This window comes from Commensalibacter oyaizuii (genome assembly GCF_029953265.1).
GTDB classification, from domain to species: domain Bacteria; phylum Pseudomonadota; class Alphaproteobacteria; order Acetobacterales; family Acetobacteraceae; genus Commensalibacter; species Commensalibacter oyaizuii.
Genome location: NZ_JASBAO010000001.1, coordinates 2,041,288 through 2,058,730, shown reverse-complemented (window position 1 = coordinate 2,058,730; position 17,443 = coordinate 2,041,288). Strand labels below are relative to the sequence as shown.

At 37.7% G+C, this 17,443-nt stretch carries 14 protein-coding genes; 8 read left to right on the top strand and 6 right to left on the bottom strand.

Annotated features, from left to right (window positions below; genetic code table 11):
* Positions 1–24: 24 nt before the first annotated feature.
* The 7 genes from QJV27_RS09310 (at position 25) to QJV27_RS09280 (ending at position 7,638) form a co-directional block, all read left to right on the top strand.
* Complete coding sequence (locus QJV27_RS09310; RefSeq protein WP_281448648.1) at positions 25–708, top strand: YggS family pyridoxal phosphate-dependent enzyme; 684 nt, start codon at positions 25–27, stop codon at positions 706–708.
* Between the two features lie 193 nt (positions 709–901).
* Complete coding sequence (locus QJV27_RS09305) at positions 902–2,956, top strand: potassium transporter Kup (protein ID WP_281448647.1); 2,055 nt, start codon at positions 902–904, stop codon at positions 2,954–2,956.
* A gap of 5 nt (positions 2,957–2,961) precedes the next feature.
* Positions 2,962–4,131 (top strand): radical SAM family heme chaperone HemW, encoded by a 1,170-nt coding sequence (gene hemW / locus QJV27_RS09300; protein ID WP_281449007.1) that lies wholly within the window; start codon positions 2,962–2,964, stop codon positions 4,129–4,131.
* 22 nt (positions 4,132–4,153) lie between these two features.
* A complete protein-coding gene (locus QJV27_RS09295; protein WP_281448646.1) occupies positions 4,154–4,582 on the top strand; it encodes a DUF1489 family protein in 429 nt (142 codons plus the stop codon).
* An 82-nt stretch (positions 4,583–4,664) separates the two neighbouring features.
* On the top strand, positions 4,665–5,186 hold the full coding sequence (locus QJV27_RS09290) for an SPOR domain-containing protein (RefSeq protein ID WP_281448645.1): 522 nt from the start codon (positions 4,665–4,667) through the stop codon (positions 5,184–5,186).
* A 182-nt stretch (positions 5,187–5,368) separates the two neighbouring features.
* Entirely contained in the window at positions 5,369–6,469 is a 1,101-nt protein-coding gene (locus QJV27_RS09285) for a lytic transglycosylase domain-containing protein (RefSeq protein WP_281448644.1), read from the top strand.
* Positions 6,451–7,638, top strand: coding sequence for a DUF3142 domain-containing protein (locus QJV27_RS09280; protein ID WP_281448643.1), 1,188 nt, complete (start codon positions 6,451–6,453; stop codon positions 7,636–7,638). Before QJV27_RS09285 ends, QJV27_RS09280 begins: the two co-directional genes overlap by 19 nt.
* Before the next feature lie 20 nt (positions 7,639–7,658).
* Here QJV27_RS09280 and QJV27_RS09275 read toward each other — a convergent pair whose 3' ends face one another.
* A complete protein-coding gene (locus QJV27_RS09275) occupies positions 7,659–8,387 on the bottom strand; it encodes an aspartate/glutamate racemase family protein (RefSeq protein WP_281448642.1) in 729 nt (242 codons plus the stop codon).
* Positions 8,388–8,796: 409 nt separating this feature from the next.
* Between QJV27_RS09275 and QJV27_RS09270 the strand changes: the two genes are divergently transcribed.
* Positions 8,797–9,765, top strand: coding sequence for an AEC family transporter (locus tag QJV27_RS09270; protein ID WP_281448641.1), 969 nt, complete (start codon positions 8,797–8,799; stop codon positions 9,763–9,765).
* A 79-nt stretch (positions 9,766–9,844) separates the two neighbouring features.
* Here QJV27_RS09270 and QJV27_RS09265 read toward each other — a convergent pair whose 3' ends face one another.
* From QJV27_RS09265 to leuS, 5 genes are all read right to left on the bottom strand, one after another.
* On the bottom strand, positions 9,845–11,563 hold the full coding sequence (locus tag QJV27_RS09265; RefSeq protein WP_281448640.1) for a collagen-like triple helix repeat-containing protein: 1,719 nt from the start codon (positions 11,561–11,563) through the stop codon (positions 9,845–9,847).
* Positions 11,564–12,034: 471 nt separating this feature from the next.
* Positions 12,035–12,280 carry a hypothetical protein gene (locus QJV27_RS09260; protein ID WP_281448639.1) on the bottom strand — a complete coding sequence of 82 codons (246 nt, stop codon included), beginning with the start codon at positions 12,278–12,280 and terminating at the stop codon, positions 12,035–12,037.
* Between the two features lie 748 nt (positions 12,281–13,028).
* Positions 13,029–14,093 carry a DNA polymerase III subunit delta gene (gene holA, locus QJV27_RS09255; RefSeq protein WP_281448638.1) on the bottom strand — a complete coding sequence of 355 codons (1,065 nt, stop codon included), beginning with the start codon at positions 14,091–14,093 and terminating at the stop codon, positions 13,029–13,031.
* Positions 14,094–14,114: 21 nt separating this feature from the next.
* Complete coding sequence (locus QJV27_RS09250) at positions 14,115–14,828, bottom strand: LPS assembly lipoprotein LptE (RefSeq protein WP_281448637.1); 714 nt, start codon at positions 14,826–14,828, stop codon at positions 14,115–14,117.
* A complete protein-coding gene (gene leuS / locus QJV27_RS09245) occupies positions 14,825–17,437 on the bottom strand; it encodes a leucine--tRNA ligase (protein ID WP_281448636.1) in 2,613 nt (870 codons plus the stop codon). The genes QJV27_RS09250 and leuS overlap by 4 nt, the downstream gene beginning before the upstream one ends.
* Positions 17,438–17,443 lie beyond the last annotated feature (6 nt).

The window sequence follows — 17,443 nt, the reverse complement described above, 5'->3', positions numbered from 1 at the left end:
CTTTTACTATGTGATGACCAATCAATGAATCCGTTTATAATCCAACAAAACTTAAACAAAATTCATGAACGAATCTCGCATGCCGCTAAATTAGCAAGACGAAACCCAAATGATATTAAACTGGTTGCAGTATCAAAATTCCATCCCATCGAAGCAATTCAAACTGTTATCAATCAAGGTCATGTAATCTTTGGCGAAAATCGTATTCAAGAGGCAAAAACAAAATTTACTTTGCTACGTCAGGATGTATCTGACCTTCATTTACATATCATAGGCCCAATTCAAACCAATAAAATCATAGATGCTGTTAAAATAGCGTCTGTTATTGAAACAATTGACCGCCCAGCTCTTTTATTACCATTGGAAAAAGCCATGGACAAAACTGGCTTGGCTCCTAAATTATTCATTCAAATCAATATCGGCCAGGAACCTCAGAAATCAGGGGTTTTGCCACATGATGCAGACGAATTCATAACATTATGTTTAAAACGCTTTGGAAATCAAATCCAAGGGGTTATGGGCATTCCACCCTATCATCAAGATCCCACCCCTTATTTTCAAAAACTAGCAACTTTTGCACGAAAGTACCATTTACCTGAAATATCAATGGGCATGTCAGCAGACTTTGAGACTGCAATTGCATGTGGTGCAACAATTGTCCGTGTTGGGTCAGCTATCTTTGGTGAACGGCCAGTCAGGCAGTTATAAATAAAGATTTTTAAAATATATCTATACATTTAAAATGCTTTTTTATAACATTAACTTCTTATTTTCTTAAATTTAACATCTGTTTATCATTTGGCTGAATAATTTTATCACCCACTATATTTATTTTATATTTTGCATTAAAGCTGTTCTCGTAATCTGAACAGATTGTAAAACAATGCGGAGTTATTCTAATATGACCTCTTCTGACGAGGAAAATATAAACACAGATGAAAAAAAAACATCTGAACCATCTAACGAAGCCCTAGAGCACACTGTATATCCAGCGTCAAGACATGACGATACGATTACCGTCTTACCTGCTTTGGATGCCCAAAGTCCCATCACAGAATTTGGGACTGATCAGCCTGAACGGAAATTAAAACCTTTGAGTGCTGCTGTTCTGATGACGGTTTTAGGGGTTGTTTACGGTGATATCGGAACCAGTCCGATTTACGCATTGCGTTCTACAATCCTTGTGGTTTCTAATCACCATACCGATCTTCAGCGCTGGGAAGTCTTTGGAATTGTCAGTTTAATTTTTTGGGCATTAATTTTAGTTGTGACCATAAAATATGTCATGTTGGTCATGCGTGCTGATCATAATGGCGAAGGGGGAATTCTCGCCCTGATGTCTTTAGCGCAGCGCGTTGCGAAGAAAACCAGTGGGAAGATTTTATTAGGCATTGTTGGCATTGCTGGCACCTGTCTTTTTTTCGGGGATGGCATGATCACCCCCGCTATTTCCGTTTTATCTGCAATAGAAGGGCTGGAAGTTTCCATTCCACAAACCCAAGAATTTATCATACCGATGGCCTTGATCATTCTCTTAGGCCTTTTTAGTATGCAAAGCAAAGGAACGGAGCGCATTGGTAAAATCTTTGGCCCTGTGATGTTTATATGGTTTAGTACAATTGGCATACTAGGGTTACTAGAGGTCTTAAAGCAGCCTTTTATCCTATGGGCACTTTCACCCCATTACGCTATCTCCTTTATTGTTCATCATCAATGGATGGCTTTTTTAGCCTTAGGTTCCGTAGTATTGGCCGTTACAGGTGCCGAAGCTTTATACGCAGATATGGGACATTTTGGCAGAAGTCCCATTCGATATGCTTGGGTCTTTTTTGTTTTACCTTCATTAACTTTAAATTATTTAGGCCAAGGTGCTTTGGTACTAACCAACCCACAAACCTTAAGTAATCCCTTTTTCTATCTAGCACCGCATTGGTTTAATATACCACTGGTTATTTTATCCACATTTGCCACCGTTATCGCCAGTCAGGCAGGAATTTCAGGTGGATTCTCTTTGGCTAGACAATTAACGCAACTGGGATATTTTCCAAGATTACGCATATTACATACGAACGCCCATGAAGAAGGTCAGATTTATATCCCTGACGTTAACCATGCTTTGATGCTAGGGTCTCTATTACTTATCTTAAGCTTTAGATCCTCTGAAGCATTAGCAGCAGCTTATGGTATTGCGGTAACGGGAACCTTTCTTTGTACATCAACCTTGTCTTATGTTGTTTTTTACAAATTATATAAATGGCCCATCTACAAAGTTATCCCTATTTTCGGTCTTTTTTTCCTGATTGATATTCCATTTTTTACCGCAAATGCATTAAAAATCCCTCAAGGTGGATGGGTTCCTTTGTTACTTGGTATTTGTTTAACCATTATGATGACTTCATGGAACAAAGGACGAGGCATTATTATTAAAAAGCGAGATCAGGGTGCTTTACCCATTGCTTCTTTCCTAACTCGCCTACCTCAATCTAAAATTACCAGGGTGTCTGGAACTGCAATTTTTATGACACCAGATCCTGTATCTGTTCCTAATTCTTTGTTGCATAACTTGCGTCACAACAAAGTATTGCACGACCATGTTCTATTTGTAACCATCGAAAACCTTAAACAACCCGAGGCAGAACGGGGACATCGAATTGCCATGCGTCAATTGGCCCCTAATATTTATCAAATAATTGTTCGATATGGTTTCATGGAAATGCCGAACTTGCCAAAAGTCCTTGAATTATTGAAAACGCAACCACAAATGAGTTTCTTTGATCCTTTACAAGCTTCTTATTTCACTACCAGAGAACAAATTGTACAAGCACCGATCCCCAAAATGAGTAAGTGGAGAATGGCAATATTTATGTTCATGAACCGTAACGCAAGCCCCGTAACAGATTTCTTACGAATTCCGGCAGATCGTGTGGTTGAATTATCGGTTCGCGTATCTATTTAATCGTGATACACCCATCATTACAGTCCAATCAGGGAATAGCACTTTATATCCATTGGCCGTTTTGTTTAGCAAAATGCCCTTATTGTGATTTTAACAGTCATGTTACAAAAACTATTCCCCAAGACGATTATGCCAAAGCATTATTGCAAGAACTAAAAACTGCATTAGCGCTTACGCATAATCGCATCCTTACGTCTATTTTTTTTGGTGGGGGAACACCATCTCTGATGGCTCCAACGACAGTTCAACAACTTATTGAATGTGCAACCAAAAACCTACCCGTTGCAGATCAACTTGAAATAACATTAGAAGCAAATCCAACCAGTGTTGAAAATCAAAAATTGAAAGATTTTCAACAAGCAGGTGTAAACCGTATCTCCCTAGGTATACAAAGTCTTAACCCTGTTGCCTTAAAAGCGTTGGGACGTGAACATACAGTTGGACAAGCCATCGAAGCCTTATCCTTGGCCAAAAAATTATTTCACCGGGTATCATTCGATCTAATTTATGCACGTGAAGGACAAACTTTATCCCAATGGGAAACTGAGTTAGACGAAGCATTAGCACTAGCTAATGATCACCTTTCGCTTTATCAACTGACAATAGAATCTGGTACGCTATTTGCCAAACAATATCAGCAAGGTAAACTGCATTTACCCGATGAAATAACAAGTTCAGAATTATTACAAATGACCGATTCTGTCACAAATCGGCATGGGTTGGCAGCTTATGAAATTTCTAATTACGCAAAGCCTGGCTCTGAAAGTAAACATAATCTAGCCTATTGGCGGTATCAAGACTATATTGGCATTGGCCCAGGCGCACATGGACGTGTAACAATCGATCATAATTTATACGCAACAGAGCGCTATAAAAACCCACAAAAATGGTTAATATCCGTACAAGAAAACGGTCATGCCCTTTGTCACCAAGAGTTACTGTCATGTATGGATAAAGCATACGAAATGCTTTTAATGGGATTAAGATTAACAGAAGGGGTCAAAGCGTCCCTGTTTGAAGAACGCTGCGGCATTCCTATTTTAGATGCAATTAACGTATCGATGTTAACAGCATTAATCGAAGAAGATTATCTGCTTTGGGATCAAACATACCTAAAAACAACGGCCAAAGGGAAAATTAGACTTAATGCGATTTTAGAGGCATTATTAAAGTAATTGCTATCGCAAAGGAGGAAATATGCTGCACATTATGAAGGTAGCTGTTGGCGTACAAGATATTGAACATCTACTTGAAATTAACCGCTCTCTTGCCAAGGAGAATGGTGGATATCCTTATACTCTGACCCGTTTTCCACCCAAACAAATTGCTGATATCTTAGACCAAGGTTCATTATATCGCGTCATCAAAGGAATTATGTGTTGCCGTCAAATCATTAAAGACTTTATTCCCAGCACTCGTGAAAATGGATCACCTTGCATAAAGATTCTATTAGAACCAGAGATTATCCGTACACATTCTATTCCGATAAAACCTTTCCAAGGATGGCGTTATTTAAAACCTGAAACTGCCCCAGCTGATTTGTCTAGAAATAATATTATATCTAGGACAAACCTACCTTTGAAAATGAAACAAGACCTAAAAGAGTTGGGTCTTATTGATTATTAATTTGTTTGCGTAAATAGTTCTTTAACAATGTACGAATACTCTGATATAAAATGATTTAATATCAAAATCGTGGAGGGCAAAAATGCTTTTGACAAAGAAAAATCAATATTATGATTGTGGATTTTCTTTATTATTTCATTTTTTTCCACTATTTTTTTTGCTTCTTCTTAGCGCGTGCGGTGGGGATAAACCAAAACCCGTCACTGTTCAAAACAATGAACAAATTATTCCCTCTCAAAATACGGGCGAGCCACCAATTCTAATTGTCTCCTCTTCTAACAAGAATGTTATTGAGGCACAACAACGCAAATTATCTCGTAGTCCTAAACGAACCCGTAATACAGCCGCACCAACGCCTATTTCAATAGGGGAAAATGCAGGTATACAAATCGGTGCTTTTTCTTCTCAGACATCGGCACAACATGCACTATCACAAGCACAAAAGGTGTCGTCACAACTAGCCAATGCTAGGACGCTAATCAAACCATTAAATAAAAAGGGACAAACCTTATATCGTGCACAATTCACTGGTATCGATTTCAATCACGTGATCCAAACTTGCACGCAATTAAAACAAGCTGGTATACCATGCACACCTTTGTAAAATAACTTTTGAATATTTACGATAAGAGATTATTAATACTGATCCAAAGATCAAATCTTTATACCTCATTACTAATACAACAAAAGCAAAGTGCTTGCCTCTTGTTTTCCAAAAACAAATATAATAAATATTCTTTGTTTTTAAATATAGGTTTAGAAATGAAAATAATAAATAATTATAAAATGACAAATAAACCGTTAAATTATTTCCATTTCTTTTCTTTACTCATTCTTTTATTCCTAACTGCGTGCGATGGTGGCAACAAACAAAAAGGTGGTGTTGTTTCTTCACGATACAGTAATTATATGTCTTCTCATCCAAAATGGCGCCCACCAGGACCAGAACAAGACCCATGGGGACCTTATATTAATCAATCATCTCAACGATTTAATGTTCCTGATCAATGGATACGCGCTGTTATGATGCAAGAGTCACGGGGATATCAATATTATAATAAACGCCCTATTACTTCACCCCATGGGGCTAAAGGATTAATGCAACTAAAAACGCCCACTTACAATGATATGGCTAAACGCTACAATTTAGGGAAAGACCCTTACGATCCACGTGATAACATCATGGCAGGTACTGCTTATATTCGTATTCTTTATAATAAATTTGGGGCTCCTGGCTTTGTTGCTGCTTATCACGGGGGACCTGGCACGCTAAATGCACATCTAACACGTGGCAAATCTTTACCCTCCGAGACGAAAAAATACTTGGCTGCTGTTGCCCCGAAATTGGGAAATGATGTGCCCATGAGCGGACCGTTTGCAAGTTACGCAGGCCCCTATCGGCGAAAAAACACAGCAAAACCCTTATCTTTAGAGGCTTATTATACCCCCAAACCATATTACCCAACAACAATGGTCGCCCAAAGCAATCCTGTTTCTTTGCCAAAGAATAAACGTTCTAAAAGCAAATCAACCTCTAAAAAAGATATCTTGGTCGCTTCCTCTGTGGTTACACCAACCTACGAGGTATCCAAACACTCTGACGCTAATATCGTACAGGTTGCTTATGCCCCGCCGTCGTCAAGTAAAGGAAATTGGGGTATTCAAGTTGGGGCTTTTTCTTCACCCAGTCTTGCACAACAAGCAACCTTTCGGGCAAAAAGAAACGCTGCGGGTACGTTATCTATAGCTAATAGCTCTGTCGAGATGGTCAACAAAAATGGAAATAAATTATATCGGGCTCGTTTAACAGGAATAAATTATATAACTGCTTCTGAAGCTTGTTCAAAATTAAAACAAAAAGGTATGAATTGCGTAACTATACAATAACTTTAATTCACAACATTTTAAAAATTACTTGCTTTGTTTGCCTATTATGTTTGTCTCAATCAACCCACACCCACAGAGTATTACCTCAACAAGCCTATATCTGGCAAAAAAGATGGTTATCAACCTTAATACCCTCCATCCAGCAAAGCACTCCTTACCTTACTGGATGGCGATTTTTAGCAGGCGAATATGAACCTGATGAAACAACCATCTATCCATCCATAGACTTTACCACATTAAATCAAACACAACTGCCTTTAACAGCTGTATACCGCTTTGATCGCATTCGCCCCTTGCCCACCGCAGGCGAGATTTTGAAACTTGTCAAAGATTCACCCACATATCACCAACATCATATTTATCGTATTGAATTAGATCTGGATTGGCCAACTTTAAAATTACAACACTACATCTCGTTATTAAAAACGATAAAACAACAACTACCTAAAAACATATATCTAACGATTACTGTTATTCCAGACTGGCTGAACTCTCCATATTTTCCACAGCTTACGCAACAAATTAACCATGCAATTTTGCAGGTTCATACCGTCGATAACCCAACAATGGGCCTGATTAATATTCAGAATGCTTTACGTTATATTGATAAAATGAATCGCATAAGTAAACGCCCTTTTTATGTGGCCTTACCCACTTATGGATTACGGGTAGGTATGAATTCATTTGGTTCAATTTATTACATTGAAGGAGAGAATAACCTAAAAGCTGGCCCCTTTGGCCATGAACTATATAGCGATCCTCAACAATTAAGAAAACTAATCCAACAGCTTGAGCAAAATCCCCCATTTCAGTTAAAAGGGATTATCTGGTTTCGTCTGCCAGTTACCAACGATCAGCGCAACTGGAGCTTACGAACATGGTTGACGATGTTACAGCATCTTCCTTTGATTCAACAATTTAGTGTGGATCAAATCCCCCATCCAAATGATCCTAAACTATTAAATATACGATTAACCAATATAGGAAATACACCGCTGGAATTACCTAAAATCATTCCTTTGCAATGTTCTATAGCCGATGGATTTACGCCCTACCGTTTTACGACGACACCAAGTGGCAACTATGTTTTAAAGCTTAATGTACCCAGTGCTCGCCCCTTGAATACAAATCAACAGTTAATTATTGGATGGATGCGCTGCGATCCTTGAATCATGTAACAGTACATAATTTATTTTGGGCTGAATGGTGCAAAAATGCCTTTAAACTCTTTCGCAACTGGACGCCTATATCCCCCCCATTTAGAGGTGCCAATGCCTAATTGTACAATAGCTTCACTCAATTTTACCGCAGCACTGACACCATCAATCACAGGGATATGATGTTTTGCAGACAAAGACGCCGCTAAATCTGCCATTCCTGCACACCCTAGAACAATTGCCTCAGCACGATCATCAAGGAGCGCACGTCCAATTTCATCCGATATTTTTTGGTAAGCATCAGAACCATTCTTTTCCAAATCCAATACAGGAACCTCACTAGCACGAATACCTGCACAACGGGTTAATAAACCATATTTTCCAAGATTGTGCTTAATCGCAGGAATAGAGCGAGAAAGTGTTGTGACCACAGTAAATGTCCCTGCCACCAAGCTGGCAATATGAAAGGCAGCTTCACCAATACCGATAACCGGTGCGTTGCTAACACAACGTGCGGCATCTAGACCTGTATCATCAAAGCACGCAATAATATATGCATCTGCATTAGGATGCTTTTGCATTTCACCAATCATACCCGGAACAGCAAAGACCTCATCAAAATAACCCTCAATACTAACGGGACCATCGCTAGGATTAACTGCTGTAATCTTGGTGTTTAGTGATGCTACTTTTTTCGCAGCCTCATCAATCTTTTTGGTCATCGAGACTGTTGTGTTGGGGTTAATAATAAGCAAATCCATGCAATTAAATTCCTGATCTTTGATAAATTGTGTTATTATAATGTATTGTTCTACATATAAATTTAAAATGGAACTTATACGATTAAAATAATTTGTAGCCGTGTTAAGTTTATTCAACTATCATTTAATTGATAAAAGTACGAATATTGATCGTATATAAACTTATTCAAAGTATAAATTATACTATCGGATCATATCCTATATTGCTCAATTTTAGCATACATAAATGAACTCTTCCAAAATTCGTTCTGTCATGATGCATTTTCTGTAAAAAAAAATATATATATCAAGGTTACAAAAAGATTCCTTTATCTAAAAGATTATATGCTCAATATATCGTTTTCTTTCTTTGTTACTTAGTGCTAAATATCCTTCAAATACAAAGTACAAGAAAGTCGGTATCAATCACATGTTATCCCTCTTACAGCCTATTGGGATTGTTATCCCCATCATTATCATTTTAATGTTTGGTTTTTTTGCTGCGAAGAAAAATATTTTTCAAAATAATGATAATGCTATCTCCATTCTCAGCAAACTGGTACTGACCGTCACACTCCCTCCAGTTTTATTTGCAGGAACTCTTAGCGTTTCTAGGACACAGCTTCATAGTGCTTTCTTGTTATTTTTATCATTATTAATTTCTACCATTGCCATTTACCTAATTAGTTTTTTCATTGCCAAAATAATTTTTAAACGTAACGTTGTTCAATCTTCTCTAGCAGCTTTGGGAGGGAGTTTTTCTGCAGGACCTTTTTATGGTCCTGCTTTGTTAGAACCACTATATGGAGGATCTAGCAGCATTGCCATCAGTATGATGGCTCTGGTTATTAATCTATTTCTTATCCCGCTTGCCACTATTATCATTGAAGTTGACGAAGAGAAAAAAAATAGCCAGCACCACATTCCAATTTATCGTTTAATAACCAGTTCTATTTATAATGCGATCGTCTATTGTCCATACGTGTGGGCCCCTCTATTAGCAATTATTTTATTATTGTGTGGAATTCAACTGCCTGACTTTATCAACAATTCTTGCTTATTAATTGGTAAAGCTACTTCTGGCATTGCAGTTTTTGTAGCGGGCATGACAATAGCTGTTAACAAGTTTAAAATAACCACTGAACGTTTATTCTTTGCATCAATTAAGGATATTGCTCTGCCTGCCTTATTTTTAGGTGTCGCATTTGTATTTTCTCTTAACAATAGTCCTACCATTTTTAATGAAGGATTATTACTGTGCGCAATGCCATCTGGTCCAATGACAATATTACTTAGTAATCAATATAAACAATACCAAGAAGAATCTGCATCTATCCTTGCTATCTCTACTTTTAGTATGATTATTACAGTTTCTATTGTTCTGGGGTTAATACATTAACCGTAGAATTTGTGATATAATAGGCATAAAAAAGCTGCTTAAACAACCTAAATTATGCCTTATTATTTGATAAAAGTAATTATATGGTAATAACATTACCAAGGGCATCTACCCATTGTTTTCCATCCCACCAACAAGGCTTTTTTAGTGCTTTACTAAAGGCTTGTCTACCAATCACTAGATTTTCAGCTTGCACTTCACTTGTATCTGATAAGACAAGACTATTTGCATTCAAAGCCACAGAACCATCTGAAAGTTTAGCTAGCGATGGATATTGTTGCCATTGTGCACTGCCGTCACCGCCTTCTTTTTGGCAATAATATATTCCATCATTCCCTAACCGAATTTCGTTTAAATATCCTTTCGATGATAATGTTGTAGGGGCTGCTTTACCCGACAAAAAGATGTCTGTTAATAATGTCGCAGATCGACTGCGTCTAGCATGATAATATAATCGATCATTGTCAAACCACTGAGCTGTTAATATTAAAATATCGCCAATTCTTAGCGTAATAATCGCATCTTCTTTAAAAGCTTCTCCTTTCCCATCATCTGCTTCATTTTCACAAACCAAATTCGTTTTGATTTGATAACCAGACTGTTCTAAGTCTGCACCATAACAACCAAATATATAAGTTCCTTGATATCCTTTAAATTCCAATGGCGATGCGGCTGGTATCCACGTTGCCCCTCCTACCAGAAAAACACCACTCAATTCTTCAATTTTATTCATTGTTGTCAATGCCAAAAGGTTATCAATTCCTTTATCTGGACTAAAGGGTTTAATATTGCTACCTGAAGACAGCTGATATAAATCATTTACTGTAATTTGATAAGGACTGGGAACACCGTCATGTAGATCAACGTTCAAATATGCATTTTTATTGATTGATTTAACGTTTAAATCAACAGTTCCATCATTAACGTAGCTTGTACCTCTCTCTCCAGTGTCACCCTTATCTCCTTTTGAACCTTGTGCACCTGTATCACCCTTTTCACCTTGTGGACCTTGAGGGCCCTGTGCACCTGTATCACCCTTTAGATTTCCAACCTTGTACCATCCTTGCTGACAACCACAACCAACGTAACGTTGAAACAAATCCCCTGTTAAACTATTTAACCAAAGTGCATTTTCTTCCGTATCTGCCTCTGATGGGTCTCTCTCTGCAGCAACAATTTGTGTACCATCCTTTCCATTTGACCCCGCTATACCACGGGGTAGGACAAAATCTAATACAGCATGTGTACTAGTACCTACATTCACAACTTGTGGTTTTTCACCTGGTTCTGTTACTTTAACTTCACCCACTTTAATAGTAGGGGCTTTATCACATGGGGAATGCGTGTGGTTTAGTGAGCCATTATCATGAATACAGCAATTATTGTGATCATGGTGATAATTATAGTGATGATTTTGCTCGTAATTTACATCACAATCGCTATATTGGTGATTGCTGCAACAATAAGATGACGAAATACATGAAAATACACAAAATTCGCGTGTTTCACAATTACGTGTTTTAACAAAGAAACGAATTTTACTTTTGGTACCTGCTCTTCCACCACTTATCCTTACTTTAAAAGTTTGCCCAAAAACCGTAATCATATCAACAATAATATTACGATCAGATGGATACGCACAAACAGACAAAATTTTGTCCATTGGCGACAAGCGTTGTGCTAAAGAAAATTGATAAATAACTGCTTCGTCAGGAGCTCTGCACTGTAAAGTAAGATCTTTGTCATCATTACACAGTTCAGGCACCATTATAACTTGATGATTTATAAAACATGTCATAGTATGTTGTCCTAATAATTTAAATATAAAAAAAGTAAAAGAACGCTTTCATAAAAGAAAATTCCTTTACTAAACTAAAAATTGATTAATTTATTAAATATAAATACTTTTATTTATGATAAATATAATAGATAAATAAATTATATTATATATTTATTATGTAATATTTTGAAAAAAATTTCAACAATATAATTTATTGTTTTATTTAGTATAATTTACTTTTAACACTATCAATTATACTTTATTAAAATAACAGAATGTAATAATATTTAACGTCACTTGATAGTCACAATGTGACTAATTTCGATTTCTTCATATTTGCTATTAAAATCGTATTTAGGACATAAAAATTAATAATCGTAAAAATAATTAGTACAATCATACCTGAATCCCATTGCCGACCATATATAAAAGGATTTGAAACACTCCACACTAACAAAAAAGCTGATACAAAAGCAGAGATACCCTTGGCTATTTTATATTTAACTCATAAAGGAAAAACTGTAACATCCCACATAACATGAATATTAGTTGCCAATAATAATCTGCTAGTAAAACAATAAAACCATCTGCTAAACCCGAATTTACAATTTCGTTTTCATAAGTAAATCCCCCATAAAATCCAATATAAATGAGTAAAATACGATTCAACGATTCAACCATTGCACAACCCCATATTTGTGTTGAAGCGCTTTCTTTATTATTCCCCCTTTTCATTATATTTCTCTTTTTTTAAATTACATAGGTATTTAAATAGATGTCACATACAAACCACTTATTGAATTTGTTATGTCATTACATATTGTTGTGATAAAAATTTAATAAATACATTTCTTATTGATATTTAAAATAGTAACCGTAAATTTTAATTTAAAATATTATTACGAAACTTTTTATTTACTTGAATTACATATCAATCATTGATTCTATTTGACTAAATATAAAAAAAAGATGCCAAAGCGTCTTACTATTCTTTCATATTTTGCTTTTAATTTTCTAATTCACACGTTTAATGTTATATTAGGTAATAAAATACTTTATATAATAACGTTATTAAAATATTAACTGGCTCATATGTACATCGAAATTAAATACTGCATACCATAAAAGACGCATAAGTTGTTATATTTAAATGGTGTCCACGGCGGGATTCGAACCCACGACCCCAGGATTCATCTCACCACGATTTTCATCGCCATTGTTATCAAAAACAATGTTTGTAAGCTGGACTGTCTCTTTACCTTAGGATATTTATATCCCTTAGGCATCACCCGTACAGTCTCTACACCTTTCTAATCATTCGATCAGACTTGGCTCGGGATTGGTATGGTTGAGATTACCGAAACTTCCCCCGAATTAGAGTGAATCCACTTTATAGTTTCCTAATAAAGCGCCCAATTATATTTAGGAATCCTGTGCTCTATCCTGCTGAGCTACGCAGACGTATGACTCTTTTAACCTGACTTTATAAATTTGAAAAGAGTTTGCTTTCATTTAAAAGTTTTTTTTTATCTTTGGCATGTTGGGCAAGCGTTAAAATAAAATGCTGACATAATAATTCAACAGGAACTGCCGTTTGCTTGCACAACTGTTCTAATTTTTGAACATATCGTAACAAAGCAAATAAACGATTAACATGCCAAATATCTAGTGCCTTCAAAAAACTTTCTGTTCGTTTAAAAAAAACAGGAGGGTTTAACTTAGAAATTGCTGTCTTGGCAGGAATACTATTTTCTACCATAAATCGAGCCTGCAATAAACGATCAACAAAATATAATAGGCTTCGTACTAATGCAATCATGGCCATCCCCTCTTTCATAGCACGATCGAATGCACGATCTGCTACAACAATTTGACCGCACATTGCAGCGTATACGATATCTTCAGGTGAATATTCTCCACCATCCCCAATAGCTTGCTGAACATCATCAAGAGTAATTGTATTTTCTTGTCCAACATAGAGCAATAATTTTTCAATCTCATTACGAATTAAAGCCCTATCGGTGCCCAATACTGAAAGTAAATAACGAAAAGCTTCAGAAGCTATATGCTTTTTACCAAGTAAGTATCGTATTGTTTCCTCTAAAGATCGCCCTGTTTCCGCATAGCAGGGAACAGACGCAATCAAAGGATGTTTTTCTGCTAGAATACGTAAAGAGGATCTAGGGGAAAGGTTAGAAGCTTCAATAATCACAACACTATCAAATGTCGCGGGATCAATTGCGTTTTTGGGATATAAAGCACAAAACTCTTCTAAGGGCTTGGTTAATGTATCTCCTCCTTCTCTGACCCATACTGCACGCTGTCCGCCCATCAGAGATAAAGCTGTTGCTTCCTCTAATAATCGGAAATGCTCATCTTTATCCAATACGCAAACTAAAAAAGGATCATCCAATCGTCCAGCTACTTTCCTGACCATAAAAGCAGCACGCTCGCGAACCAATCCCGTATTTTCGCCATATAATAAAAAAACACGAAATTTGATTGGTCCTTGTAATGTTCCGATCAAATTTCGTGTATCTATTTTCATAGTTTCATACCTAAAATTGACTTAGTTTCCAGGTATATCATCAGTCGTCATATTATCCATACCTACAGGTATCATTGTATTTCGGCCAGTTGCCATTGCTGGCATTCCATCAACCCCTGTACCTTGAGTCTGGGCACCATTAGATCCAGGATTCATACTGGGCAGCATATACGTTGCCTTAGGCGTCTGAGGTTTTTTTGGCCTAGTTTGGTATGCCTCATTATTTCTAAACCAAGTTGCAATTTGCTGCGTTACCTCATTGGCTAAATTCTGTGCAACGCGCGCCTGTGCAGTTTCATCATTTAAGCTTTGTGCGAAATACTGCTCATAAGTAATCGTGTAACCATCCATGACTTGGGCATCCCCTTGCGCCAATACAACAGGATCAATAGAAATGGTTTTCAAGACCCAATGCGCCGTCCCAATCATTCGTGCACGACCCGAAGAATTATCATAATGAATATCAATTGCCTCTTCACTGAGCCCAGGGGAAACATCCAATTGATATGTTTTAGGATCCTCTGGCCCTGATCCAGCAAGATTTTGTTGCAAGGACTGACGCACAAGTTGCCCATAACGATCATTTAGCACGGGAACATAAATCTTCTTAAGTTCATCACTAACATCCAAGTTAGCAGAATCCCCATACAAAGGCTTAAACCCACATCCTGCAAGAAAAATACCAATTCCAACAAACAAGCTAGAAATTTTAAGAAGCTTACCGATTGATTTCATCCGCCTACCACGAAATTAACAATCTTATTAGGAACATAAATCGTTTTCACAATTGTTTTTCCTTCTAAGAATTTTGCCACAGTTCTTTCTTCACGGGCCAAGCCAATGACCGTGTCTTTATCTAAATCAGGGGAAACCTCAATCGTACCCCTTAATTTACCTTTAATTTGCACTGCAATAACGACCCGTGTTGCTGTTAGTAAAGATGCATCTGCCTTTGGCCAAGCCGTTTGAGCGATCAGTTGATCATGTCCCAGTAAACGTGCCATTTCCTCTGCCATATGTGGGACGAGGGGACCACACAACAAACATAGTATATAAGCTGCTTCACGACGTGCAAATGCCATTCCTGAATCATTTGCTGATTTTTCTGCTTCCCCAAGGGCATTGGTTAATTCGTGTAAACGCGCAATAGCAACATTCATAGCAAATGCGTCAAGCGCTTCGGTAACGGCAACAATAGTACGATGGGTCATGCGACGCAAACCATCAGCACTATTAGCAATATCATCTGGCAGACTCATAAGCACAGGCACGTCCTGAGCAATGCTGACGATAATACGGTATAGACGTTGTAAAAAACGAGACGTTGCAATCGCCCCCTCTTCTGTCCATTCCATATCCCGTTCAGGTGGATTATCTGACAAAATAAACCAACGAGCTGTATCCGCACCAAAACGTTCAATAATTACAGAGGGAGCAATTGTATTTTTCTTTGACTTGGACATTTTTTCAATACGCCCAACAGTAATTGCCTGCCCAGTACCACGTTTTACAAAGCCATTTTCGGACTTTTCAATTTCATCGGGGGCTACCCAATTTCCTTCTGAATCCTTGTAACTTTCATGCATTACCATTCCTTGGGTAAATAATGCATTAAATGGTTCGTCTACACCGATATGACCCGTTTGATGCATTGCACGGGTAAAAAAGCGTGCATATAGCAAATGCAAAATTGCATGTTCAATCCCACCAATATATTGATCGACAGGCATCCAACGGTTGACAGCGTTTAAATCCGTTGGAGTTTGCACCTGTGGGGCTGTGAAACGCGCAAAATACCAAGAACTGTCAACAAAAGTATCACAAGTATCGGTTTCTCTTATTGCATCCTGATGACAATGTGGGCATTTTACATGCTTCCATGTTGGATGGTTGTCTAATGGATTCCCCGACAAGGAAAAATCTACATCCTCAGGTAAAATGACGGGTAGTTGATCCTGAGGAACTGGAACAATCCCACAAGATGAGCAATGAATAACAGGGATTGGACAACCCCAATAACGTTGCCGTGAAATACCCCAATCCCGTAGGCGCCAATTAACCACTCTTTTACCAATATTCATGGTCTCTAGACGGGAAATAGCTTCTTTTTTTGCTTGTGTCGTTGTAAGGCCATTTAAAAATTGTGAATTGATTACTATACCCGCACCAATATAGGGCGCATCTGTGACGGTATAAGTCTCTGGGCTCTCACCTTCAGGCATAATAACGGTTTTAAAGGGAATATTATATTTACGCGCGAAATCAATATCCCGCTGATCCCCTGATGGACATCCAAACACTGCACCCGTTCCATAGTCCATTAAAACAAAATTGGCAATCCAAATAGGGTACTGTTGATCAGGCATAAAGGGATGAACAACTGTCAACCCTGTATCGATTCCTTTTTTCTCGGCTTTTTCGATAGCCTCTTCTGATGTTCCCAAACGATGACATTCAGCTATAAACTCGGCAATTTTTGAATTATTTTTAGCTAATTTAGCAGCAATAGGATGATCCGGAGAAATAGCTAAAAAAGCCATTCCAAATAACGTGTCTGGGCGTGTGGTAAAAACTTCAACAGAGGACAGATTTTCTTCAAATTCTGCAGGAACATGACTTAAAGAAAAACGAACTTTGGCTCCCTCTGAACGACCCAACCAACGTTCTTGCATGGTTTTGACACGATCAGGCCACTGATCTAATGTTTTTAGACCATCCAGCAAAGGCTGTGCAAACTCTGTAATCTTCAAGAACCATTGAAAAAGCTGTTTTTTCTCGATCGGGGCACCAGAGCGCCAACCTTTTCCATCGATTACCTGTTCATTGGCCAGAACTGTTTGATCTACAGGATCCCAATTAACCCAACTTTCGCGGCGTTCCAATAACCCTTCTTTCATTAGGCTAAGAAATAGTTTTTGTTGTTGCCCATAATATTCAGGCTGGCACGTCGCAAATTCACGATTCCAGTTTAATGAAAACCCAAGACGTTTTAACTCTGCCCGCATGGTAGCAATATTTTCCATAGTCCATTTAGCAGGCGACACACCACGATCTCGCGCAGCATTTTCTGCAGGCAATCCAAAAGCATCCCAACCCATGGGATGCAAAACACTGTAACCTCTAGCACGCTTGTACCGTGCAACAACGTCTCCCAAGGTATAATTTCGCACATGCCCCATGTGCAACTGTCCCGATGGATAGGGGAACATCTCTAGCACATAATATTTTGGCAAATTTGGATCTGGAACATCAGGAACATCGAATAAACGTCGTGTTTCCCATTCTTTTTGCCAAAAAGGTTCCGTTTGTTGAAAATTATACGAAGTCGGAGAAGAGTCACTCATAATCTT